Annotated in this window: 21 protein-coding genes; 16 read left to right on the plus strand and 5 right to left on the minus strand. The window is 64.4% G+C overall.

Translation table 11 applies throughout. The features are described from left to right. Positions 1-69 precede the first annotated feature (69 nt). Genes ACSQ27_RS09110 through ACSQ27_RS09120 form a run of 3 tightly spaced genes read right to left on the minus strand, consistent with a single transcriptional unit; the run spans position 70 to position 2,806 of the window. Positions 70-1,053, minus strand: coding sequence for a TRAP transporter substrate-binding protein (locus ACSQ27_RS09110; RefSeq protein WP_436155124.1), 984 nt, complete (start codon positions 1,051-1,053; stop codon positions 70-72). Positions 1,054-1,093: 40 nt separating this feature from the next. After that, complete coding sequence (locus tag ACSQ27_RS09115) at positions 1,094-1,984, minus strand: SMP-30/gluconolactonase/LRE family protein (protein ID WP_436155125.1); 891 nt, start codon at positions 1,982-1,984, stop codon at positions 1,094-1,096. Between the two features lie 12 nt (positions 1,985-1,996). Then, entirely contained in the window at positions 1,997-2,806 is an 810-nt protein-coding gene (locus ACSQ27_RS09120; protein ID WP_436155126.1) for an NAD-dependent epimerase/dehydratase family protein, read from the minus strand. A 154-nt stretch (positions 2,807-2,960) separates the two neighbouring features. Here ACSQ27_RS09120 and ACSQ27_RS09125 point away from each other — a divergent pair, with 154 nt between their 5' ends. From ACSQ27_RS09125 to ACSQ27_RS09150, 6 genes are all read left to right on the plus strand, one after another. Then, complete coding sequence (locus ACSQ27_RS09125; protein ID WP_436155127.1) at positions 2,961-3,806, plus strand: FadR/GntR family transcriptional regulator; 846 nt, start codon at positions 2,961-2,963, stop codon at positions 3,804-3,806. A gap of 64 nt (positions 3,807-3,870) precedes the next feature. Next, positions 3,871-5,238: a glucarate dehydratase gene (gene gudD, locus ACSQ27_RS09130; protein ID WP_436155128.1), complete on the plus strand. Its 1,368-nt coding sequence runs from the start codon at positions 3,871-3,873 to the stop codon at positions 5,236-5,238. Positions 5,239-5,397: 159 nt separating this feature from the next. Beyond that, positions 5,398-6,387 (plus strand): sialic acid TRAP transporter substrate-binding protein SiaP, encoded by a 990-nt coding sequence (locus tag ACSQ27_RS09135; RefSeq protein ID WP_436155129.1) that lies wholly within the window; start codon positions 5,398-5,400, stop codon positions 6,385-6,387. Between the two features lie 88 nt (positions 6,388-6,475). Next, the gene (locus tag ACSQ27_RS09140) at positions 6,476-7,468 is read left to right on the plus strand and encodes a Bug family tripartite tricarboxylate transporter substrate binding protein (protein WP_436155130.1); all 993 of its coding nucleotides are present in this window, start codon (positions 6,476-6,478) and stop codon (positions 7,466-7,468) included. 84 nt (positions 7,469-7,552) lie between these two features. Then, positions 7,553-8,614 carry a Gfo/Idh/MocA family protein gene (locus tag ACSQ27_RS09145; protein WP_436155131.1) on the plus strand — a complete coding sequence of 354 codons (1,062 nt, stop codon included), beginning with the start codon at positions 7,553-7,555 and terminating at the stop codon, positions 8,612-8,614. Positions 8,615-8,761: 147 nt separating this feature from the next. Then, on the plus strand, positions 8,762-9,076 hold the full coding sequence (locus ACSQ27_RS09150) for a winged helix-turn-helix transcriptional regulator (protein ID WP_436155132.1): 315 nt from the start codon (positions 8,762-8,764) through the stop codon (positions 9,074-9,076). A gap of 76 nt (positions 9,077-9,152) precedes the next feature. Here ACSQ27_RS09150 and ACSQ27_RS09155 read toward each other — a convergent pair whose 3' ends face one another. Continuing rightward, positions 9,153-10,169, minus strand: coding sequence for a Bug family tripartite tricarboxylate transporter substrate binding protein (locus tag ACSQ27_RS09155; RefSeq protein ID WP_436155133.1), 1,017 nt, complete (start codon positions 10,167-10,169; stop codon positions 9,153-9,155). 186 nt (positions 10,170-10,355) lie between these two features. On the opposite strand from ACSQ27_RS09155, the gene ACSQ27_RS09160 reads away from it, so the two are divergent. Continuing rightward, on the plus strand, positions 10,356-11,057 hold the full coding sequence (locus ACSQ27_RS09160) for a GntR family transcriptional regulator (RefSeq protein WP_436155134.1): 702 nt from the start codon (positions 10,356-10,358) through the stop codon (positions 11,055-11,057). A 9-nt stretch (positions 11,058-11,066) separates the two neighbouring features. On the opposite strand, the gene ACSQ27_RS09165 is transcribed toward ACSQ27_RS09160, so the two are convergent. Next, positions 11,067-11,642, minus strand: coding sequence for a carboxymuconolactone decarboxylase family protein (locus ACSQ27_RS09165; RefSeq protein ID WP_436155135.1), 576 nt, complete (start codon positions 11,640-11,642; stop codon positions 11,067-11,069). 135 nt (positions 11,643-11,777) lie between these two features. Here ACSQ27_RS09165 and ACSQ27_RS09170 point away from each other — a divergent pair, with 135 nt between their 5' ends. The 9 genes from ACSQ27_RS09170 to ACSQ27_RS09210 all read left to right on the plus strand — a co-directional run bounded on the left by ACSQ27_RS09170 (position 11,778) and on the right by ACSQ27_RS09210 (position 22,442). Then, positions 11,778-12,113, plus strand: coding sequence for a winged helix-turn-helix transcriptional regulator (locus ACSQ27_RS09170; protein WP_436155136.1), 336 nt, complete (start codon positions 11,778-11,780; stop codon positions 12,111-12,113). 123 nt (positions 12,114-12,236) lie between these two features. After that, positions 12,237-12,797: a nucleotide exchange factor GrpE gene (gene grpE / locus ACSQ27_RS09175; protein WP_436155137.1), complete on the plus strand. Its 561-nt coding sequence runs from the start codon at positions 12,237-12,239 to the stop codon at positions 12,795-12,797. A 156-nt stretch (positions 12,798-12,953) separates the two neighbouring features. Continuing rightward, positions 12,954-14,897: a molecular chaperone DnaK gene (dnaK, locus tag ACSQ27_RS09180; protein WP_436155138.1), complete on the plus strand. Its 1,944-nt coding sequence runs from the start codon at positions 12,954-12,956 to the stop codon at positions 14,895-14,897. 198 nt (positions 14,898-15,095) lie between these two features. Further along, a complete protein-coding gene (gene dnaJ / locus ACSQ27_RS09185) occupies positions 15,096-16,238 on the plus strand; it encodes a molecular chaperone DnaJ (protein ID WP_436155139.1) in 1,143 nt (380 codons plus the stop codon). A 162-nt stretch (positions 16,239-16,400) separates the two neighbouring features. Further along, entirely contained in the window at positions 16,401-17,624 is a 1,224-nt protein-coding gene (locus tag ACSQ27_RS09190; RefSeq protein WP_436155140.1) for a glycerophosphodiester phosphodiesterase, read from the plus strand. Between the two features lie 197 nt (positions 17,625-17,821). Next, a complete protein-coding gene (locus tag ACSQ27_RS09195) occupies positions 17,822-18,928 on the plus strand; it encodes an S-(hydroxymethyl)glutathione dehydrogenase/class III alcohol dehydrogenase (RefSeq protein ID WP_007868626.1) in 1,107 nt (368 codons plus the stop codon). A 5-nt stretch (positions 18,929-18,933) separates the two neighbouring features. Beyond that, positions 18,934-19,806 (plus strand): S-formylglutathione hydrolase, encoded by an 873-nt coding sequence (gene fghA, locus ACSQ27_RS09200; protein WP_436155141.1) that lies wholly within the window; start codon positions 18,934-18,936, stop codon positions 19,804-19,806. A gap of 47 nt (positions 19,807-19,853) precedes the next feature. Then, positions 19,854-21,536 (plus strand): phosphoethanolamine transferase, encoded by a 1,683-nt coding sequence (locus ACSQ27_RS09205; RefSeq protein WP_436155142.1) that lies wholly within the window; start codon positions 19,854-19,856, stop codon positions 21,534-21,536. 123 nt (positions 21,537-21,659) lie between these two features. After that, positions 21,660-22,442 carry a transporter substrate-binding domain-containing protein gene (locus ACSQ27_RS09210; protein WP_436155143.1) on the plus strand — a complete coding sequence of 261 codons (783 nt, stop codon included), beginning with the start codon at positions 21,660-21,662 and terminating at the stop codon, positions 22,440-22,442.

The raw sequence follows: 22,442 nt of genomic DNA on the forward strand, positions 1-22,442 counted from the left end.
TATTTCCGCAATACGGGAGGATGGACCGGGCGTGCTGCGTCGGCAGCACGCCCAGCCCGGTAGCAACGCTTATTTGGTCGCGTCGATGCGCTTCATCAGGTCAGCAAACTTCACGCCGTACTTGGCGCGCACGGGCGCCGTAGCGTCAAAGAACAGCTTCTGGTCCACCGGTACAAACTCGACACCGGCGGCCTTCAGTTTGGCCGAGTATTCCTCGACGCTCTTGTCCCACAACACACGCTGTTCCAGCTGTGCCTCACGGCCCAGCTTCTTGACCAGGGCCTGGTCGGCCGGCGTCAGCTTGTCCCATGTCACCTTGGACATCACCAGCAGTTCCGGAATGATCAGGTGATTGGTTTGCGCGTAGTACTTGGCACCGGCGGTGTAATGGTTGGACGTGAACATGCTGGGCGGGTTGTTTTCCGCACCGTCGATCACGCCGGTCTGCAGTGCGCTGAACACTTCGCCGTAGGCCATGGAAATGCCATTGCCGCCCATGGCATTCATGGTGTCGACAAACAGCGGATTGCCCATCATGCGGACCTTCACACCCTTGAGGTCGGCGGGGGACTTGACCAGCTTCTTGGTGTACAGGCTGCGTGCGCCGCCGTCCATCCATCCGAGGGCAACCAGGCGCGCCGGGCTGGCAGTGACCTTGGCCAGCAGTTCGTCGCCGATCGGGCCGTCGATTACTTTGCGCATGTGCGGGATGTCGCGGAAAACGAAAGGCATGTTGAACACGTCAACTTCCGGCACGATGGGGCCGATCACGCCCAGCGAAATGCGGTTGATTTGCAAGGCGCCGAGCTGGGTCTGCTCGACGGTTTCCTTTTCCTGGCCCAGCACCGCGCCGGGGAACATCTGCATCTTGATGCGGCCGTTGGTCTGGGCCTCAAGCTTCTTGCCCATGTTCTCGACGGCGACAACCGTCGGATAACCCGCCGGGTGCGTGTCAGATGCCTTGAGCACGATGTTCTGCGCCGAGGCGGTGAACGATGCGGACAATGCAACAGCCGCAACAGCTGCGGCAATAAATTTTCTGCGGAAAGTCATGGTTGTCTCCTTCATTTTCAGGTTGGTGGTGAGAAATTTTTTAATACAGGCACGCGGTTTCGGGCAGTCCGCGCACGCCGGGGCGCAGCGCGAACACACCGCCGGCCAGCGGCTGGTCAGATAGATCGACACCTTCAGGGCGTATCGATGTCACGAACAGGGTGTCAAGCCCTGCGCCGCCGAAGGCGCACATGGCGGGCTTCTTCACGGGCACGGCCAGCGAGCGGTCCAGCTTGCCGGCGGGCGTGAAGCGGTGGACCAGCCCGGCGTCGTTGCCGCAGATCCAGTAGCAGCCGTCGGCGTCGACGGCCGCGCCGTCGGGCCGGCCGGGCAGCGGGTTCATGTCGATGAAGAGGCGGCGGTTCGACGGGATGCCGGTGTGGGTGTCGTAATCGAAGGCCCAGACCGACTGCACCGAAGGGTGCGAGTCCGACAGGTACATGGTGCGGCCGTCCGGGCTGAAGGCCATGCCGTTGGGCGTGATGAAACCTTCGAGCAGCACCTTGAGGCCGCTGCCCTGGTAGCTGTAGATGCTGCCGACGCGCGCGCCTGCCGCCATGTTCATCTGCATGGTGCCGGCCAGGAAACGCCCCTGCCGGTCGCAGCGGCCGTCGTTAAAGCGCATGCCGGCCTGGGCATGGGTCACGCCGGCGAGCCGGTCAAAGCCAAGTTCGCCGCCGGCCTTCGGGCTGATACGGAACACGCCGCTCTCGGCGCCGGCGATCCAGTCCTTCGCACCCAGGCGGCCTATGCAGGCCAGCATTTCAGGCGCCAGCCATTCGGTCAGCGCGGCATCGGCCACGCTCCAGCGGCACAGCCGGCGCGCGGGGATGTCGACCCAATACAGCGCCTGTTCGGCCGCGTCCCAGACGGGGCTTTCGCCCACGCCGTTGCGCGCATCCAGGACCAGTTCGGCTTGAGCTTCACTCATATATATAGATGCTCAGTCGCCGAAGGGGCCGGCCACGACAAAACCGCCGCCCTGGTACTGCGCGACAGGGTCTTTGAGGTCGGGCGCGGGGGTACGGGCATAGACCGCCTCGCGGAAGATGTCGGAGCTGTCTTTGGGCACGTAGCCGATGTGGCGCGCGCGGCTGTTGTCCCACCAGGTCACGGCGTTGTCGGACATGCCGAAGACGATGCTGTGGCCCAGCACCGGCGTCGTCAGGCAGGCGGTGATCAGGCGGTGCAGGTCGTCAAAACTGAGCCAGGTGGCCAGCATGCGGCGGTCCTTGGGCTCGGCAAACGAGGAGCCAATGCGCACGCAGGCGGTTTCAATGCCGTAGCGGTCGAAATAAAGGCGCGAGAGGTCTTCACCGAAGGCCTTGGAGAGGCCGTACAGGCCGTCGGGGCGCGGCGGGTGGTCGGCGTTGATGGTCTGGTCCTGGCGATAAAAGCCGGTGACGTGGTTGGAACTGGCGAAGACGATGCGCTTGACACCGTTCTTGCGCGCCGCTTCATACAAGTTATAGGCACCCAGGATGTTGGCCTGCAGGATGGGGCCGAAAGGCCCTTCCACCGAGACGCCGCCCAGGTGGACGATGGCGTCCACGCCCTGGACCATGGTGTGCACCGCGGCGGAGTCGGCCAGGTCGGCCAGAACGACTTCCTCGCCGGCCGCGGCGGCGCCAAAAGCCTGCACGTCGGACAGGCGGAGCACGGAGCAATTGGCCTTCAGGCGCTCGCGCAAGGCCTTGCCCAAACCGCCGGCCGCGCCGGTCAGCAACAGTTTTTCATGAACTTTGATGGTCATTTTTTACGTCTGGGCCCGGTGTCGCCATAAACGCCGACAAACACTGGACTTTTTTTTGGAGTTTGTTAAAGTCAACCTACAAATGCATCAGTCATAGGTTGTCTGATGACTTAGAATTCTCGGTTTCGCCCCCTAGCTTGTCAATGGTTTTTTAATGGACTCAAGGAAAACCCCTAGTCGCCCGGAAGCAGTCCTTACGCCTGCCTTTCACGAGGAGCTGCCGCGTCTGCGCCGGCCCCGCGGACTGGTGGGCGAGATCGTCGAAAGCCTGGCCACCAGCATCCGCGAAGGCCGCCTGCAGCCCGGCGAAAAACTGCCCACAGAGGCGGAAATCATGGCCCGCTTCGACGTCAGCCGCACTGTCGTGCGCGAGTCGCTGTCCAAGCTGCAGGCCTCGGGCCTGGTGGAAACCCGGCACGGCATCGGCACTTTTGTGCTACAGCCGCAAAGCGCCGGCAACTTCAAGATCACGGCCGAGGACTTCGCCACCGTGGCCGACGTGATCTCGGTGCTGGAGCTGCGCATCAGCCTGGAAACCGAGGCCGCGGGCCTGGCCGCCCAGAGGCGGACGCCGGAAAACCTCAAGGCCATGGAAAACGCCCTGCGCGCCTTCCACGACTCCATCAGCCTGGACTCGGACGCGGTGCCGCCGGACTTCCAGTTCCACATGGAAGTGGCCCGCTCCACCGGCAACCGCCACTTCGCCGACCTGATGACCTACCTGGGCACCATGATCATTCCGCGCACCCGCGTGAACACGGCGCACAGCGCGCCCGAGGGGCGCTTCAACTACCTGCAGCGCGTCAACAGCGAGCACGAAAGCATTTACAACGCCATCCGCAACCAGGACGCCGAGGCCGCGCGCGCCGCCATGCGCACCCACCTGTCCAACAGCCGCGAACGGCTGCGCCGGGGCAATAACGCGCACACCATGCAGCCGCCCGGAGAGCCCGCGCAAGCGCCGCTAGCCCATCCCCTGGGTACAAATCTGGTTGCATAAAGAATCGACGAGTTGTACGATAACTGATAAATCGACTTTATCAACCCTCTACAACACGCCCGGTATGCCAGCCTCCCAAGCCTCTTCTGTTTCCCCACCCGCCGCTTCGCAAACGCCCCGCATCACCCGCGTCCAGGTGATTCCCGTGGCCGGCCAGGACAGCATGCTGCTGAACCTGAGCGGCGCGCACGGCCCCTTCTTCACCCGCAACATCCTGATCCTGACCGACAGCTCGGGCCGCACGGGCGTGGGCGAGGTGCCGGGCGGCGAGAAGATCCGCAACACCCTGAAAGATGCGACGCCCCTCATCGAAGGCCAATCGATAGGCGCGTGGAACCAGATCCTCAACACCCTGCGCACCGCCTTCGCCGACCGCGACAGCGGCGGCCGCGGCAACCAGACCTTTGACCTGCGTGTGGCGATCCACGCCGTGACCGCCGTGGAAAGCGCCCTGCTCGACCTGCTGGGCCAGTTCCTGGGCGTGCCGGTGGCGGCCTTGCTGGGCGACGGCCAGCAGCGCGATTCGGTGGCCATGCTGGGTTACCTGTTTTACGTCGCGGACCGCAAGCAGACCGGCCTGCCCTATGCATCGGAGCCCGACGCGCAAGACGACTGGCTGCGCCTGCGCCATGAAGCCGCGATGGACGCCGACGGCATCGTGGCGCTGGCCGAAGCGGCCTACAAGCGCTACGGCTTCAAGGACTTCAAGCTCAAGGGCGGCGTGCTGCGCGGCGAGGAAGAGATGGAAGCCATCACCGCGCTGTCCGAGCGTTTCCCCGAGGCGCGCATCACGCTGGACCCGAACGGCGGCTGGCTGCTCAAGGACGCCATCCGCATCTGCCAGGGCCGCGGCGACGTGCTGGCTTACGCCGAAGACCCCTGCGGCGCCGAAGGCGTGTTCTCGGGTCGCGAGGTGATGGCGGAGTTCCGCCGCGCCACCGGCCTGCCGACCGCCACCAACATGATCGCCACCGACTGGCGCGAGCTGTCGCACACCATCCACCTGCAGTCGGTGGACATCCCGCTGGCCGACCCGCACTTCTGGACCATGCAGGGTTCGGTGCGCGTGGCGCAGATCTGCCAGACCTGGGGCCTGACCTGGGGTTCGCATTCGAACAACCACTTCGACATTTCCCTGGCCATGTTCACGCACGTGGCCGCCGCCGCGCCGGGCAAGGTCACGGCGATCGACACGCACTGGATCTGGCAGGACGGCCAGCGCCTGACCAAGGCGCCGCTGCAGATCGTCGGCGGTGAAGTCGCCGTGCCCAAGCAGCCCGGCCTGGGCGTGGAGCTGGACATGGACGAGGTGGAAAAAGCCCATCAGCTCTACCTCAAGCACGGCCTGGGCGCGCGCGACGACGCCGTGGCCATGCAATACCTGATCCCCGGCTGGACCTTCAACAACAAGATGCCCTGCATGGTCCGGTAAAGCCGGCAGCTCCCCGGGATTTAGAGGCTCCCGGAGGCTTTTTGCTTTTTGTCATGGGGCGCGTCGGCGGCCCAGCAGGCGACTAGGGGCGGTATACCCAGGCGCTTTTTCCACCCGCGATACCCGTTCACCACTACTACAAACATCTGGAGACAAGACATGAAACGCAGAACCCTTTGCAGCCTTGCGGGCGCAACGCTCCTGGCGCTGGCCGGCACGCTGGGCGCGGGCGGCGCCGCTGCCCAGACCAAACTCAAATGGGCGCACGTCTACGAGACGTCGGAGTCCTTTCACAAGCAGGCCGTCTGGGCCGCCGATGAAATCAAGAAGAAGACCAACGGCCGCTACATCGTCGAAGTCTTCCCGGCTTCATCGCTGGGCAAGGAAACCGAAATCAACCAGGGCCTGACCCTGGGCACCGTGGACATCATCTACACCGGCGCCGCCTTTGCCGGCCGCGCCTATCCGCCGCTGTCCATCGCCGCCGCGCCTTTTGTGTTCCGCGATTACAACCACTTCCAGGCCTTCCGCAACGGACCCATCTTCCAGGAACTGGCCCAGGGTTATGCGGGCAAGACCGGCGGCCAGCACATCGCGGGCTACACCTATTACGGCCTGCGCCACATGACCTCGAACAAGGCCATCTTCAAGCCCGAGGACATGAAGGGGCTCAAGCTGCGCGTGCCCGATGCGCCGCTGTTCGTGATGTTCCCCAAGGCAGTGGGCGCCAACCCGACGCCCATCGCGTTTGCCGAGGTCTACCTGGCGCTGCAGAACGGCACGGTCGACGCGCAGGAAAACCCGCTGCCCACCATCGAGGCCAAGAAGTTCTACGAAGTGCAGAAATACATCACGCTGACGGGCCACATCACCGAATCGCTGGTCACCGCCGTATCGGGCTCGGTCTGGTCCAAGCTCAGCGACGCCGACAAGAAAATCTTCGACCAGGTGCTGTGGGAAGCCTCCAGCCGCGCCAGCCAGGACATCGTCGATGCGGAAAACCGCCTGGTCGCCGAGTTCGAGAAAAAGGGCAAGACCGTCAACAAGGTCGACCGCGCGCCTTTCGCCGCAGCCGTGCTGCCCTCGCTGACCGCCGCCGATGCGCCCTGGCCCAAGAGCCTGTACGAGCGCATCCAGGCCATCAAGTAAGCGCAAGCGAACAAGCGAGAGGACGGCGCCAGCTGCCCTGCCCGCCCTTGCATCCGTCCTTATTTCCGTATCGCGTTCAGGAGACACCATGAAACGCCGTTCCCTCCTCCAGTCAGCGCTTGCCGTCGCCGCCCTGCCGCTGCTGTCACTTCAAGCACTGCCCGCCTGGGCACAAGGCGCCTGGCCTTCGGCCAGGCCCGTGACCATCGTCGTGCCCTTTCCCGCGGGCGGCTCCACCGACATGGTGGCGCGCGCACTGGCGCTGCAGCTGCAGACAAGGCTGGGCGGCAGCTTTGTGGTCGACAACCGCCCCGGCGCCACCGGCACCATAGGCACGGGCCAGGTCAAGCGCGCGCCCGCCGACGGCTACACCTTGCTGGTGTCCTCGCTGGGCGCGTTTGTCGTCACGCCGCACCTGCTCAAGGGCGTGCCCTATGACGCCACCAAAGACTTCGACTACATCAGCGTGCCGGTGCAAGCGCCCAACGTGCTGGTCGCCAACGTCGCGCGGCCCGAGCGCACGGTGGACGAGGTGCTGGCGCTGCTGCGCAAGACGCCGGGCAAGGTCTCGTTTGCCAGTTCAGGCAACGGCTCGTCCGACCACCTCTCGGCCGAGCTGTTCTGGCAGCAGTCGAAAACCGAAGGTGTGCACGTGCCCTACAAGGGCGGCGCGCCGGCGGTCAACGACCTGCTGGGCAACCAGGTCGATTTCTCGTTCCAGAACGTCAATGCCGTGCTGCCGCACATCCGCGCCGGCAAGCTGCGCGCCATCGCCGTCACCGGCGACAAACGCTCGCCCGTGCTGCCCGAGGTGCCGACGCTGGCCGAGGCCGGCGTGAAAGGCGCCGAGGTCTACTCGTGGCAAGGCATGGCCGCGCCCAAGGGATTGCCGCCCGCCACGAAGAAGGCACTCAGCGATGCGGTGATCGCCGCGATGCAAGATCCTGAGTTGAGGAAACGCATGCTCGACCAGGGCCTGGAGATCGTCGCCAGCACGCCGGAGGAATTCACGGCCTTCCAGCTGCGCGAGTGGACGCGCTGGAAAACCTTGATAGACACCCGCCGCATCACCGCCGATTGAGCGTGCGGTAGAACTCAACAAGTCCGCTCCAAATCCGTTAGCGGCCGCGCGCTTGCGGCCGGCACCCACCCTCTCGAACAAAACATGCCTCCACTTCAATCCCAGCGGCTGCGCATCGCCGTCATAGGCGCGGGCCTCGGGTCCGCACCCCATTTCAGCAGCCTGCAGGACCTGGCCGGCGAGGCCGAACTCGTGTACGTCTACGGCCGCAGCGCCGAGCGGCTGGCGGGTGTAAAGACGCCGGCCGGCGCAAAGAAGACCACGCGGCTGGAAGACATCCTCGAAGATGCGAGCATCCAGGCCGTGCTGGTGCTGACACCGCCCAACACGCACCTCGAGCTCGTGCAGCGCGCCGCGCGCGCGGGCAAACACGTGCTGGTTGAAAAGCCGCTGGAGACAGACCTGAACCGCGCCAACGCGCTGGTGGAGGCTTGTGAGCAGGCCGGCGTCACGCTGGCCGTCATGCTGCAGCACCGCCTGCGCGAAGCGGCGGTCGCCTTGCGCGCATTGATGGCGTCGGGTGAGCTGGGACAGCTGGTGAGCGCCACCGCCGCCGTACGCTGGTGGCGGCCGCAGAGTTATTACGACGAGCCCGGGCGCGGCACCCTGGCGCGGGACGGCGGCGGCGTGCTGATCACGCAGGCCATCCACACCCTGGACCTGCTGCTGAGCCTCATCGGCATGCCGGCGCGCGTGACGGGCGTCGCGAGTACCAGCGCGGTGCACCGCATGGAAGGCGAAGACACCGCGGCCGCGCTGCTGCACTATGACAGCGGGGCGGTAGCCGTGGTGCAGGCCACGACGGCCGCCTACCCGGGCTTTCCGGAGCGCATCGAACTCAACTTCACGCGCGGCACCGCGACGCTGGAAGGCGGCGAGATGCGGGCGGCTTTCCAGGACGGCCGAACCTTGAACGCCGGCGCGCGCCAGGCCTCAGGCGGCGGCGCGGACCCCATGGCCTTCGACCACGCGGCCCACAGGACGGTGCTGCAGGATTTCATACGCGCGCTGAAGAACGGCACGGCGCCTGCCGTCACGGGGCGCTCGGCACTGGGCGTGCAGCAGGTGATAGAAGCCGTCATGGCATCGTCACAGTCGGGCGGCACGGTGCCCCTGCATCCGCCGGCACTGCTTCCTGTGATGTAAGGGGATAGTCCCTCGTCCAGACGTGGCGGGCATGTTCAGCTATAAAACTCGTAGCAGCCAGGAAATTGCGTTATATTTGGTTCCCGCCGATAGAGCTTTTTGCTTAATAACCACCTGTGACCGGACTGTGACCGAGGAGACGAGCTGATGAGTGCCAAAGAAAATGCAGCGGTAGGTCAACTACTTGAACTGCTGGAAGCACGCTATGCATTGCGCGTGCTGTGGGCGCTGAAAGACGGCCATCCCCAGACCTTTCGCCTGCTACAAGACAGCGTCGGCAACATCACGCCCAACACCCTCAACACCCGCATCAAGGAATTGCGCGCTGCCGGCCTGATCGGCCATGGCAGCGACGGCTACATCGTCACCACGCTGGGCGCCGACCTGCTCAAGCGCCTGAACGACCTGCAGGCCTTCGCCGGCAAATGGGTGATCAGCCAGACGAAAAAACCCAAGCCCTGAGAAACGGATAGGCCGGTCACCGGTTCAAAAAAAAGCGACCGCCTCGGTCGCTTTTTTTATGGCCCGACCCGGCGCCCTAGTCCACCGCGGCGCCCGAACGCTTCACCGCATCACCCCACAGCGTCATGTTGCTCGCGATGTGCCTGGCGAGTTCTTCCGGCGTGCCGGGCGCGGCCTCGGCGCCGCGCGACTGCAGCTGCGCGCGCAACTCCGGATCGGCCAGCGCCTTGTGGATTGCTTCGTTAAGCCGGTTGACGATGGGGCGCGGTGTTCCGGCGGGCACAAAGATCGCATCCCACGCGCTGACGTCGAATCCGGCCAGGCCCGATTCGGCGATGGTGGGCAGGTCGGGCCAGCCCGCGACCCGCGTGGCTGTCGTCACCGCCAGCGGCTTGACGCGGCCGCCCTTGGCCTGAGGCGCGGCATTGGGCATCACCTCGATCATCATGTCGATCTGGCCGCCCATCAGGTCGGTCATGGCCTGCGCGCCGCCGCGGTAGGGAATGTGCACCACCGCCAGGCCCGCGCGCGATTTGTAGATCTCGCCGGCCAGGTGCGAGGTCGTGCCGTTGCCGGCCGAGCCGAAGGTGTACTTGCCCGGATTCGCCTTGAGCAGTTTGGTGAGTTCGGCCATGGAATTGACCTGCAGCGTGGGCCGCACCACCACCATGGCCGCGATGCGCGTGAGCTGGGTCACCGGCTCGAAGTCGCGCACGCTGAAACCCGGCGATTTGTAGATCGCATGGTTGATGGCATGCGTGCCGTTGGTGCCGTAGAGCACGGTGTAGCCGTCGGCCGGCGACTTGGCTGCGGCCGCGCTGCCCACATTGCCGCCTGCACCGCCCAGGTTTTCCACCACCATGGGCTGGCCCAGTTCTTTGGCCGCGCGCAGCATGACCAGGCGCGCCAGCGTGTCACCGCCGCCGCCGGCCGGAAAAGGCACGATCAGCTTGATGGGCTTGTTGGGATAGGCCGCCGCCGGCTGGCCGTGGGCGACAGGGGCGATCAGGGCCAGCCCCGCGGCGCAGGCCAGCAACAGGCGGCGCAGGGGGAAAGCCACTGAGGGCGGGTAATGGGAAAAAGGTAAATTCATCGTGTCTCCTGGGGAAATGCGCACCACCGTGAACGCTCGTCGAAGCTTCAGTTCCGGCCAGGCCGGTAGCGCCTAAAATTCTTAGTGATCTTATTTTATTGCACGCAATAGTCTCAACAATCCTCTAGTTAACCCTTATTAACCAGAATATTGCATGCAATAATCAGCCAACTTTACATCCACCGCATGTCCTCACAGATCGACTACACCACGAACGAATTGAGGCGAAGAATCCTCAGCGGCCAGGCGGCGCCCGGCGAGCGCATGGTGGAGCTGGAGCTTTCGGCCCAGCTGGCCGTGTCGCGCACGCCCATACGCATCGCGCTCGGCGAGCTCGAAAAAGAAGGCCTGCTGGAGCGCCTGCCGACGCGCGGCTTTCGCGTGCGCCAGTTCAGCGTGGACGAAATCGCCAATGCGGTCGACGTGCGCGGCGTGCTCGAAGGCATGGCGGCGCGGCAGGCGGCCGAGCGCGGCCTCGGCCCCGACACCCGGGCCGGACTGCAAGCCTGCATTGAGGAAGGCCGCTTGCTGCTGGAGAAAGCCGAGGCCGCCGGCCACGTGATCGACGCGGCCCGCTGGGTGCCCATGAACGCGCGTTTTCACGCCGCGCTGGTGGAAGCCGCCGGCAACAGCACGCTGGCATCGGCGCTGGCGCATGTCAGCAAGACCCCGATGGCCGGCGCCGGTGCGCTGAGCCTGAACGGCGCCTTGCCGCTGCTGGAGTTCGGCTACATCCAGCGCGCCCAGAGCGACCATGAAGACGTGCTGGCCGCGCTGCTGGCCGGTGAAGGCGCGCGCGCCGAAGCGCTGATGCGTGAGCACGCCCATCGAAGCCGCGACAACAAGCGCGAGCTGATGGCGCGCATGCAAAAGCTCGCCGCGGCCTGAGCTTTTTGATCAACGCGCCCAGCGCGCCGCCCAGGGCTCCAGCGGCACGCGGGCCGCATTGCACACATAGCTGATCGCGTGGTACCAGCCGGCCAGCATCAGCAACTCGATCAGTTGCGGCGCCGGCCAGAGCCCGGCCAGTTCCTGCCACAGCGCATCACTCACCGTGCTGCTGTCGTGCAGCTCATCGACCAGCCGCAGCAACAGGCCGTCGCGCTGCGCCAGGCCCTGCCCGTCCGAGGCCGGGTCGGCAATCGCGGCGTTGTCGGCGTCGCTGAAACCCGCGGCCCGGCCGAAGGCGGCAACGTGCACACCCCATTCATACTCCGCCCCGCAGCGCGCGCAGACGCGGTTGATCACCACCTCGCGGTCGCGCAGTGACAGGCTGGCGCTGGAGCCCAGCAGGTAACCGCCCCACGAGGGCATGCGCTCCAGCAGCTTGGGATTGACGGCCAGCACGCGAAAAAGCGCCAGCACATCCGGCGCAGCGGGCGGCGTGATCTTCTGGAGGAGCGCGTCCTGTTCGGGTGGGTAAGGCGGCTGCAGCGGCGCGATGCGGGGAAGAGGTGCCACGGTGTTGGTCATGGTCAAGGCTTTCTATGGGGTTGGGTTGAGGGGACGCCAATCGCTACGGATTTCGTAGCGATAGCCCACTATATCGCTACGCATTCCGTAGCAACCGTCGCCGACACGACAGGCGCAGCCCCTACAATCCGGGGCATGACGTCCACCCTCCCCCTTCCCGGCAAACCGGTTCGCGGCTCCGCCACGGGCCGGCCCGTGATGGCCTTGCTGGACCTGCTGGGCCGGCGCGGCACGCTGCGCCTGCTGTGGGAACTGCGCGATGGGCAGCCGCAAAGTTTCCGGCAATTGGCAGCAAATGCCGGAAACATGTCGCCTTCGGTCATGAACGACCGGCTCAAGGATTTGCGCGAGGCGCGGCTTGTGGAACTCGCAAGCGCCGGCTACGTCCTCACCGCCACCGGCAGCGGACTGCTGCACAAGCTCAAACCGCTCCACCAGTGGGCAGAAGAATGGGCCGCCCAGGACGCATAAGCCGATCCCGCCGCCGTACCCGCGCTGCCAAAAATTTCATAATCCAAATCGAAGCCCTTGTCTTGAAAAGGGCTTTGCCATCCCCAGTTGGGAACCTTACCAACACCAACCCTGTTGCTTCGCATGTCTGAAAACAAACAACCCGAACAAAATCAACCCCTTAGCGGCGAACCCAGCCCCGAGGAACTCGAAGCGGCGCAAGCCGCCAACGAGTTTGACGCGCTGACCGTGGCGCAGGCCGAAGTCGCCACGCTGCAGGCCAAGAACACCGAACTGGCCGACAGCTACCTGCGCGCCAAGGCCGAGACCGAAAACGCCCGTCGCCGCGCCGACGAAGACGTCGCCAAGGCCCGCAAGTTCGCGCTCGAAAGCTTCGCCGAAAGCCTGCTGCCGGTGGCCGACAGCCTGGAAGCCGGCCTGGCCATCAAGGACGCCTCGCCCGAGCAGATCCGTGAAGGCGCCGAAGCCACGCTCAAGCAGCTCAAGAGCGCGCTCGAGCGCAACAAGGTGGTGGCAATCGACCCCGCCGCCGGCACCAAATTCGACCCCGCCCAGCACCAGGCCATCAGCATGGTGCCGGCCGACCAGGAAGCCAACACCGTGGTCAGCGTGCTGCAAAAAGGCTACCTGATCGCCGAGCGCGTGCTGCGCCCCGCCCTGGTGACGGTGGCAGCCCCCAAATAACACAACAAACCGAACACAAAACCATGTTGAGGCCCTTGAAGCCCATCAACTTACCCACAAGTTATCAACATAGTCGTTCACAGCGGCCAGAGGCTTAAACCCCCGGCCACCCCACTTTCAATCTTTCACGAATCAAAAAAGCAGGAGTAAATCATCATGGGAAGAATCATCGGCATTGACCTGGGCACCACCAACAGCTGCGTGTCCATCATGGAGGGCAACACGCCCCGCGTCATCGAGAACTCGGAAGGCGTGCGCACCACCCCTTCCATCGTCGCCTACCAGGAAGACGGCGAAGTGCTGGTCGGCGCGTCCGCCAAGCGCCAGGCCGTGACCAACCCCAAGAACACGCTCTACGCCGTCAAGCGCCTGATCGGCCGCAAGTTCAGCGAAAAAGAAGTCCAGAAGGACATCGCGCTGATGCCCTACGCCATCGTGGCCGCCGACAACGGCGACGCCTGGGTTGAAGTGCGCGGCAAGAAAATCTCGGCCCAGCAAGTCAGCGCCGACATCCTGCGCAAGATGAAGAAGACCGCCGAAGACTATCTCGGCGAGCCCGTCACCGACGCCGTGATCACCGTGCCCGCGTACTTCAACGACGCGCAGCGCCAGGCCACCAAGGACGCCGGCCGCATCGCCGGCCTGGAAGTCAAGCGCATCATCAACGAGCCCACCGCGGCGGCCCTGGCCTTCGGCCTGGACAAGCAGGAAAAGGGCGACCGCAAGATCGCCGTGTATGACCTGGGCGGCGGCACCTTCGACATCTCCATCATCGAGATCGCCGATGTCGACGGCGAAAAGCAGTTTGAAGTGCTGTCCACCAACGGCGACACCTTCCTGGGCGGCGAAGACTTCGACCAGCGCGTCATCGACTACATCGTGGCCGAGTTCAAGAAAGACAGCGGCATCGACCTGTCCAAAGACGTGGTCGCCCTGCAGCGCCTGAAAGACTCCGCCGAGAAGGCCAAGATCGAACTGTCCAACAGCCCTCAGACCGAAGTCAACATTCCCTACATCGCGCACGACCCCGCGACCGGTCCCAAGCACCTGCTGGTCAAGCTGACCCGCGCCAAGCTCGAAAGCCTGGTCGACGAACTGATCGAGCGCACCATGGCCCCTTGCCGCGTCGCCATGAAGGACGCCGGCGTCAGCGCGGCCGACATCCATGACGTGATCCTGGTCGGCGGCCAGACCCGCATGCCCAAGGTGCAGGAAAAGGTCAAGGAGCTGTTCGGCAAGGAGCCGCGCAAGGACGTGAACCCCGACGAAGCCGTCGCCGTGGGCGCCGCCATCCAGGGCCAGGTCCTGTCCGGCGACCGCACCGACGTGCTGCTGCTCGACGTCACCCCGCTGTCCCTGGGTATCGAAACCATGGGCGGCGTGATGACCAAGATGATCAAGAAGAACACGACCATCCCGACCAAGTTCGCGCAAACCTTCTCGACCGCCGAAGACAACCAGCCGGCCGTGACCATCAAGGTGTTCCAGGGCGAACGCGAAATCGCCTCGGGCAACAAGGCGCTGGGCGAGTTCAACCTCGAGGGCATTCCGCCCGCATCGCGCGGCACGCCGCAGATCGAAGTGTCCTTCGACATCGACGCCAACGGCATCCTGCACGTGGGCGCCAAGGACAAGGGCACCGGCAAGGAAAACAAGATCACCATCAAGGCCAACTCCGGTTTGTCCGAAGCTGAAATCCAGCAGATGGTGAAAGACGCCGAGCTGAACGCCGAAGAAGACAAGAAGAAGGTCGAGTTCGTGACCGCCAAGAACAACGCCGAAGCCATGGTGCACAGCGTGAAGAAATCGCTGGGCGAGTACGGCGACAAGCTCGAAGCCGGCGAGAAGGAAAAGATCGAGACCGCCATCAAGGACATGGAAGAGGCGCTCAAGGGCGACGACAAGGCCGCCATCGACGCCAAGAACACGGCCCTGATGGAAGCCAGCCAGAAGCTCGGCGAAAAAATGTACGCCGACATGCAGGCTTCGCAGGCGGCAGCCGGCGGTGACGCGGGCGCCGCGGGTGCCGCGCAGGCCGAGGCCAAGCCGGCAGACGACAATGTCGTGGACGCTGAGGTCAAGGAAGTCAAGAAGGGCTAAGCGCCTGAAGGCAAGAAGCCCGCATTGGCGCGATAACTGCATGCAGAGGCAGTTGGCACAGGCGGACGCAGAAGGCGGAAACCAGGAGCAATCCCGGCTTTCCGCTTTTGTGTATCTGCCGGTGCCCGCGAATGCCCGGGATTGACCGCCTGCCCGCTGACTGACCCGACGATCCGATCAACGAAGACCTGAGCTCTCATGGCCACCAAAAAAGACTATTACGACACGCTGGGCGTACCCAAGAACGCCAGTGACGAGGACATCAAAAAAGCCTATCGCAAGCTCGCGATGAAGCACCACCCCGACCGCAACCAGGGGGACGCGTCCAAGGTTGCCGAGGAAAAATTCAAGGAGGCCAAAGAGGCCTACGAGATGCTCTCGGACGAGAACAAGCGCGCCGCCTACGACCAGTACGGCCACGCGGGCGTGGACCCCAACATGCGCGGCGGTCCCGGCGCGGAAGGTTTCGGCGGATTTGCCGAGGCCTTCGGTGACATCTTCGGCGACGTGTTCGGCGGCCAGCGCGGCGGCCAGCAGCGCGGCGGCCGCCAGGTCTACCGCGGTGGCGACCTCAGCTACGCCATGGAGATCACGCTCGAGGAAGCGGCCCACGGCAAGGAAGCGCAGATCCGCATCCCGAGCTGGGACGACTGCAACACCTGCCACGGCAGCGGCGCCAAGCCCGGCACCAAGGTGGTGACCTGCACCACCTGCCACGGCCACGGCGTGGTGCAGATGCGCCAGGGCTTTTTCAGCGTGCAGCAGACCTGCCCGCAGTGCAAGGGCACCGGCAAGCTGATCCCCGAACCCTGCGTGACCTGCCACGGCGTGGGCAAGACCAAGAACAACAAGACGCTGGAAGTGAAGATTCCCGCGGGCATCGACGACGGCATGCGCATACGCTCCACCGGCAACGGCGAGCCCGGCACCAACGGCGGCCCGCCCGGCGACCTCTACATCGAGATCCGCCTGAAGAAGCACGACATCTTCGAGCGCGACGGCGACGACCTGCACTGCGTCGTGCCCATCAGCTTCACCACGGCCGCGCTGGGCGGTGAAATTGAAGTGCCGACACTCGCCGGCAAGGCCGCCATCGACATCCCAGAAGGCACACAGGCCGCCAAGCAGTTCCGCCTGCGCGGCAAGGGCATCAAGGGCGTGCGCTCCAGCTACCCCGGCGACCTGTATTGCCACATCACGGTGGAAACGCCGGTCAAGCTCACCGAACACCAGCGCAAGCTGCTCAAGGAGCTTGACGAGTCGCTGAAAAAAGGCGGCGCCAAACATTCGCCGACTGAAGAAGGCTGGGCCGACAAGCTTAAGAGTTTCTTCAGCGCCTGATGGCCTGATCCTTCCAACCCCAAAATGCCGGACTTGTTCCGGCATTTTTTTTGCCGGATGAAGCAAGGCCCGGCGTTGTTTTGCCAACAACGCCGCACACACTGTCACAGGCCTGTCGTCATCGCATGCCTACGATCAGCCTTTTAACTCAGGGAAGCACCCATGACCGTATCGACCCGCAAGGCCTTCAACTTCAAGCAAGGCGCCTTGCTCGCCCTCGTCTGCAGCAGCGTGCTGCTGGCCGCCTGCTCCTCTTCGGGCACGCCATCACAAGCCGGCCTCTCCACGCTCGACGGCAAGGCGCCCCTGGTCATCGCCCACCGCGGCGCTTCCGGTTACATCCCCGAAGAAACGCTGGAAGCTTATGTGCGCGCCATTGAACTCGGCGCCGACGTGATCGAGATGGACCTGATCGTCTCCAAGGACGGCGTGTTGATGACGCGCCACGACCCCAACCTGGCCTTCAGCACCGACGTGGCCAAACACCCTGAATTCGCCTCGCGCAAAAAGACCATCCAGGTCGACGGCGAGACGCAGACCGGCTGGTTCAGCGACGACTTCACGCTGGCCGAAATCCGCACCCTGGGCGCCATCTCGACCGATGCCGAGCGCCCGCAGCAGTTCAACGGCCAGTACAAGGTGCCGACCTTCCAGGAAGTCGTGGACCTGGCCAAGGCCCAGTCCGCCAGGACCGGCCGCAGCATCGCGATCTACCCCGAGACCAAGAACCCGACCTACTTCCGCGAACGCGGCCTGCCGATGGAAGACAAGCTGATCGCCATCATCAACGCCGCCGGCTGGAACAGCAAGACCGCGCCCATCTACGTGCAGTCCTTCGAACCCGGCAGCCTCAAGTACATGAAGAGCAAGGGCCTGAACACGCGCCTGATCCAGCTCATCGACGGCGACGGCATAGACCCCAAGACCGGCCGCGTCACCTTTGCCGTGCCCAGCGACCGTCCCTATGACTGGACCAAGGCCGGCGACAAGCGTTTCTTCGACGCCATGGTCACGCCCGCGGGCCTGGCCGAGATCAAGACCTATGCCGACGGCATAGGCCCGTGGAAGCGCTACATCATCAGCACCAAGGGCACCCTGGGCACCGACGGCAAGCAGGTCGACATCAACCGCGACGGCAAGCTCAACGATGCGGACTCCAACTCGCAGCCCGCCACCAGCCTGGTGGCCGACGCGCACAAGGTCGGCCTCTTCGTGCACCCCTTCACCTTCCGCAACGAGTCGCGCCGCCTGGCCGCCGACTACCAGGGCGACCCCAAGGCCGAGTACCTGGCCTTCTACCGCGCCGGCGTGGACGGCGTGTTCACCGACTTCACCGACACCGCTGTCGCCGCGCGCACGCAGTACCTGAAAGAAGCCGGCCGCTAAAGCCCGTCGCGCTTTCAATCAGCGCCAGCCGCCTGAGCTCCTTTTCCGGGAGCCAGGCGGCTTTTTCTTTGGGACCGGCGCCACCCGGGGTTTTCTCAAAATGAAACATCTTGCGGGCCGCAGGCGAAGCGACTGGCTTATAGTGCCTTACGCAGCGCAACGCCCTTTCGCCCACCCCTAACGCAAGCACCCGCACCATGAAAACCAAAGCCGCCGTCGCCTGGAAATCAGGCCAGCCCCTGACCATTGAAACCGTGGACCTGCAAGGCCCGAAATTCGGCGAGGTGCTCGTCGAGATCAAGGCCACCGGCATCTGCCACACCGACTACTACACGCTCTCGGGCGCCGACCCGGAAGGCATCTTCCCGGCCATCCTGGGCCATGAAGGCGCGGGCATCGTGGTCGACGTCGGCCCCGGCGTGACCACGCTCAAGAAGGGCGACCACGTCATCCCGCTCTACACGCCTGAATGCCGGCAATGCAAGTTCTGCCTCTCGCGCAAGACCAATTTGTGCCAGCTGATACGCGGCACGCAGGGCAAGGGCCTGATGCCCGACGCCACCAGCCGCTTCAGCCTGGACGGCAAGCCCATCTTCCATTACATGGGCACCTCGACCTTCAGCAACTACACCGTCGCGCCTGAAATCTCGCTGGCGAAAATCCGTGAAGACGCGCCTTTCGACAAGGTCTGCTACATCGGCTGCGGCGTGACCACCGGCATAGGCGCGGTGCTCTTCACCGCCAAGGTGGAAGCCGGCGCCAACGTCGTGGTCTTCGGCCTGGGCGGCATCGGCCTCAACGTCATCCAGGGCGCGAAGATGGTGGGCGCCGACAAGATCATCGGCGTCGACATCAACCCCGCGCGCCAGGAAATGGCGCGCAAGTTCGGCATGACACATTTCATCAACCCCAAGGACACCGAGAACGTGGTCGACGCCATCGTGCAGCTGACCGACGGCGGTGCCGACTACAGCTTTGAATGCATAGGCAACACCAAGGTGATGCGCCAGGCGCTGGAATGCACGCACAAGGGCTGGGGCCGCAGCATCATCATCGGCGTGGCCGAAGCCGGCGCCGAAATCAGCACCCGGCCCTTCCAGCTGGTCACCGGCCGCAAATGGGAAGGCTCGGCCTTCGGCGGCGCGCGCGGCCGCACCGACGTGCCCAAAATCGTCGACTGGTACATGGAAGGCAAGATCAACATCGACGACCTGATCACGCACACCATGCCGCTGGAAGATATCAACAAGGGCTTCGATTTAATGAAAAGCGGCGAGTCGATTCGCGGCGTAGTGTTGTATTGAGCGGCATGGCGAGCACTCCTGAACTCCTCAGCGAACACGGCTGCTTCGGCGGCCTGCAGCGCTTTTACCAACACGATTCGCGCGAGATCGGCCTGCCCATGCGCTTCTCGGTCTACCTGCCGCCGCAGGCTGCGGCCGGCAACAAAGTCCCGGCCCTGGTGTATCTCGCGGGCCTGACCTGCAATGAAGAAACCTTCATGGTCAAAGCCGGCGCGCAGCGCCTGGCGGCCGAGCTGGGCCTGGCCCTGGTCGCGCCCGACACCAGCCCGCGCGGGGCAGGCATTGCCGGCGAGGCCGACAGCTGGGACTTCGGCGTAGGCGCCGGCTTCTATCTTGATGCCACGCAGACCCCGTGGGCGCCGCACTACCGCATGGAAAGCTATATCACTGCGGAGTTGCTGCCGCTGCTGGCGGACGCGCTGCCGATCGATACAGGGCGCATCGGCATCTTCGGGCACTCGATGGGCGGCCATGGGGCGCTGACACTCGCGCTCAGGCATCCGGATCTTTTCAGGTCGGTTTCGGCCTTTGCGCCCATTTGCGCGCCCAGCCAATGTCCCTGGGGACGCAAGGCGTTCACGGGCTACCTGGGAAGCGATGAGTCAGGATGGGTTGAACACGACGCCACCGCCTTGATGAGCCTCATGCCCGCGGCACCCTACCCCGGCGGCATACGCATAGACCAGGGCCTGGCCGACAAATTCCTCGCCGAGCAGCTGCACCCCGAGCTGTTCGAGGTCGCCTGCGCCAGGGCCGGCCAGCCGCTGGCGCTGCATCGCCATGCGGGTTATGACCACGGCTATTACTTCATCGCGAGCTTCATGGCCGAACACCTGACCCACCATGCACGGCAACTCGGTTTGCCCGTGAACGCCTGAAGCGGCCCTAAGCTCGCCATAAGGCACGGCCAATACAATTCAGCGCTATGCCGCTGCAACCCAAGCCCGAGGCCGCCAGCCTTTCCCCTCCTTCCGATCAACAGCTCGGCGGCATGCGCCCGCTGTGGCTGGTGGTGCTGGCCAGTATCTGGATCGCCACGGTGTGCAACGTCGCGCTGTGGCGCGAGCTGTCCCGTCTGCCCGATCTCAGCGGCGGCCAGGTCGCCGTCATCAGCGTTGCCCTGGTGCTGGTGATCACGCTGGCCACCACGGCCCTGCTGAGCCTGCTGGCCTGGCACTGGACGCTCAAGCCGGCCATCACGATCTTCCTGCTCTCGGCGGCCTTCGGCGCCTACTTCATGATGGCCTACGGCGTGGTCATCGACAAGACCATGATGGTCAACACCCTACAGACCGACGTGCGCGAAACCCGCGACCTGCTGAACTGGCGCCTGCTGGCCACGGTGCTGGTGCTGGCGGTGCTGCCGCTGGTCTTGCTGTGGCGGCAGAAAGTCAGGCGGGCCGGCGCCGCGCGGCAGCTGCTCGGCAATTTCGCCACGCTGGCCGGCACCTCCGTGCTGCTGGTGTTGGTAGTGTTCCTGTTCTTCCAGAGCATCGCCTCGGTCATGCGCAACTACACCCATGTGCGCTACCTGATCAACCCGTTGAACTCTTTTTACGCGCTGAGCGCCATCGCGGCCAAGCCCTTCCAGCGCGACGAATCCGTCGTGCTGCCGCTGGGCGAAGACGCGAAACTGGGCGCCAGCTACACCGCGCAGAACAAACCACCGCTGCTGCTGCTGGTGCTGGGCGAGACGGCGCGCAGCGGCAACTTCTCGCTCAACGGCTACGGCCGGCCCACCAACCCGCTGCTCGCCAAAGAAAACGTCGCCAGCCAGCGCAACGCCTGGTCCTGCGGCACCAGCACGGCGGCCTCGGTGCCCTGCATGTTCTCCAACTTCGGGCGCGAGGCCTACGACGCGCGGCCCGCCAACTACGAGGGCTTGCTCGACGTGCTGCAGCGCGCCGGCCTGGCCGTGCTCTGGATAGACAACCAGTCGGGCTGCAAGGGCGTGTGCGACCGCGTGCCCAACGTCAACACGGTGCAGCTCAAAGTGCCCGGCCTGTGCGACAGCGGTGAATGTTTTGACGAAGTGATGCTGCACGGCCTCGATGAGCGCATCGCCGCGCTGCCGGCCGAGCGGCGCGCCAAAGGCGTGGTGGTGGTGATGCACCAGATGGGCGGCCACGGCCCGGCCTATTTCAAACGCTCACCGCAAGCCTTCAAAAAGTTTTTGCCCGAGTGCACAGACAACGCGCTGCAAAGCTGCAGCCGTGAAGGCCTGCTCAATGCCTATGACAACAGCATCGTCTACACCGACCAGTTGCTGGCTTCCTCCATCCAGTGGCTCAAGGCGCAGGAAGCGCACAGCGCACCCGCCCTGCTCTACCTGGCCGACCACGGAGAATCACTGGGCGAGAACAACCTCTACCTGCACGGCATGCCCTACGGCATCGCACCCGACGTGCAGAAACGCGTGCCCTGGATCACCTGGCTGTCGCCCGGCTTCGAGCAGCGCGGCAAGCTGACGACAGCCTGCCTCAAGCAGCAACTCGATGCACCCGTGAGCCATGACAACTACTTTCACTCGGTGCTGGGCCTGATGAATGTGCAGACCGCCGTCTACAAGCCCGCGCTCGACATCTACGCCCATTGCGCCAAGCCCTGAGAGCCTCGCTCCAGCATCCGGATTTCCTGTAGGGCCTTTTTGGGGCGGCATGCACCAGCATGGCGAACGGATTTAATATTCAACCTGCATCTCAATAACAACTCTCTTATGCAAGGGCTGAATATGAATATCCGCAAGGCTCTGGCCTCCACGCTCCTTTTCACACTCGCTTTCAGCGCCGGCGCCGCCGACCTGCTGGACACCGTCAAGCAGCGCGGCACGCTCAAGGTGGCGCTCGAAGGCACCTACCCTCCGTTCAACTACAAGGAAGGCGGCCAGCTCGCCGGCTTTGAAGTGGAACTGGCCAATGCCCTGGCACAAAAGCTCGGCGTGAAGGCCGAGTTTTCGACCAGCGAGTGGAGCGCCATCCTGGCCGGCCTGCAGGCCGGCAAATACGACGTGGTGATCAACCAGGTCGGCATCACCGACAAACGCAAGGAGACCTTTGATTTCTCCGAGCCCTACACCATCTCGGCCCCGCAGCTGATCATCCGCAAGGATGAAAAGCGCGAGTTCAAGACATTGGCCGACCTCAAGGGCAAAAAGCTGGGCCTGGGCCAGGGCACCAACTACGCCGACATCGCCAAAAAAGTGGGCGGCATCGACGTCAAGACCTATCCCGGCGCGCAAGAGTACCTGCAGGACCTGGCCCTGGGCCGTATCGATGCGGCGCTCAATGACAGCCTGCTGATTCCCTACATCGTCAAGCAAACCAAGCTGCCGCTCAAACCCGGCGCGCCTGTCGGCGAGCTCGAAAAATCCGGCATCCCCTTTGTCAAGAACAACCCCAAGTTCAAGGCCGCCCTCGACAAGGCGCTGGCCGACCTGCAGGCCGACGGCAGCTTCGCGAAAATCTCCACCAAGTGGTTTGACCGCGACGTGAGCAAGCCGCCCGTGGCGAAGTAA

The organism is Polaromonas sp. LjRoot131, assembly GCF_964252805.1.
In the GTDB taxonomy this organism is placed as follows: Bacteria; Pseudomonadota; Gammaproteobacteria; order Burkholderiales; family Burkholderiaceae_C; genus Polaromonas.

Coding starts and splice junctions, on each gene's coding strand:
- ACSQ27_RS09110 (WP_436155124.1), bottom strand. CDS start 1,053: ATGACTTTCCGCAGAAAATTTATTGCCGCAGCTGTTGCGGCTGTTGCA.
- ACSQ27_RS09115 (WP_436155125.1), bottom strand. CDS start 1,984: ATGAGTGAAGCTCAAGCCGAACTGGTCCTGGATGCGCGCAACGGCGTG.
- ACSQ27_RS09120 (WP_436155126.1), bottom strand. CDS start 2,806: ATGACCATCAAAGTTCATGAAAAACTGTTGCTGACCGGCGCGGCCGGC.
- ACSQ27_RS09125 (WP_436155127.1), top strand. CDS start 2,961: ATGGACTCAAGGAAAACCCCTAGTCGCCCGGAAGCAGTCCTTACGCCT.
- gudD (WP_436155128.1), top strand. CDS start 3,871: ATGCCAGCCTCCCAAGCCTCTTCTGTTTCCCCACCCGCCGCTTCGCAA.
- ACSQ27_RS09135 (WP_436155129.1), top strand. CDS start 5,398: ATGAAACGCAGAACCCTTTGCAGCCTTGCGGGCGCAACGCTCCTGGCG.
- ACSQ27_RS09140 (WP_436155130.1), top strand. CDS start 6,476: ATGAAACGCCGTTCCCTCCTCCAGTCAGCGCTTGCCGTCGCCGCCCTG.
- ACSQ27_RS09145 (WP_436155131.1), top strand. CDS start 7,553: ATGCCTCCACTTCAATCCCAGCGGCTGCGCATCGCCGTCATAGGCGCG.
- ACSQ27_RS09150 (WP_436155132.1), top strand. CDS start 8,762: ATGAGTGCCAAAGAAAATGCAGCGGTAGGTCAACTACTTGAACTGCTG.
- ACSQ27_RS09155 (WP_436155133.1), bottom strand. CDS start 10,169: ATGAATTTACCTTTTTCCCATTACCCGCCCTCAGTGGCTTTCCCCCTG.
- ACSQ27_RS09160 (WP_436155134.1), top strand. CDS start 10,356: ATGTCCTCACAGATCGACTACACCACGAACGAATTGAGGCGAAGAATC.
- ACSQ27_RS09165 (WP_436155135.1), bottom strand. CDS start 11,642: ATGACCAACACCGTGGCACCTCTTCCCCGCATCGCGCCGCTGCAGCCG.
- ACSQ27_RS09170 (WP_436155136.1), top strand. CDS start 11,778: ATGACGTCCACCCTCCCCCTTCCCGGCAAACCGGTTCGCGGCTCCGCC.
- grpE (WP_436155137.1), top strand. CDS start 12,237: ATGTCTGAAAACAAACAACCCGAACAAAATCAACCCCTTAGCGGCGAA.
- dnaK (WP_436155138.1), top strand. CDS start 12,954: ATGGGAAGAATCATCGGCATTGACCTGGGCACCACCAACAGCTGCGTG.
- dnaJ (WP_436155139.1), top strand. CDS start 15,096: ATGGCCACCAAAAAAGACTATTACGACACGCTGGGCGTACCCAAGAAC.
- ACSQ27_RS09190 (WP_436155140.1), top strand. CDS start 16,401: ATGACCGTATCGACCCGCAAGGCCTTCAACTTCAAGCAAGGCGCCTTG.
- ACSQ27_RS09195 (WP_007868626.1), top strand. CDS start 17,822: ATGAAAACCAAAGCCGCCGTCGCCTGGAAATCAGGCCAGCCCCTGACC.
- fghA (WP_436155141.1), top strand. CDS start 18,934: ATGGCGAGCACTCCTGAACTCCTCAGCGAACACGGCTGCTTCGGCGGC.
- ACSQ27_RS09205 (WP_436155142.1), top strand. CDS start 19,854: ATGCCGCTGCAACCCAAGCCCGAGGCCGCCAGCCTTTCCCCTCCTTCC.
- ACSQ27_RS09210 (WP_436155143.1), top strand. CDS start 21,660: ATGAATATCCGCAAGGCTCTGGCCTCCACGCTCCTTTTCACACTCGCT.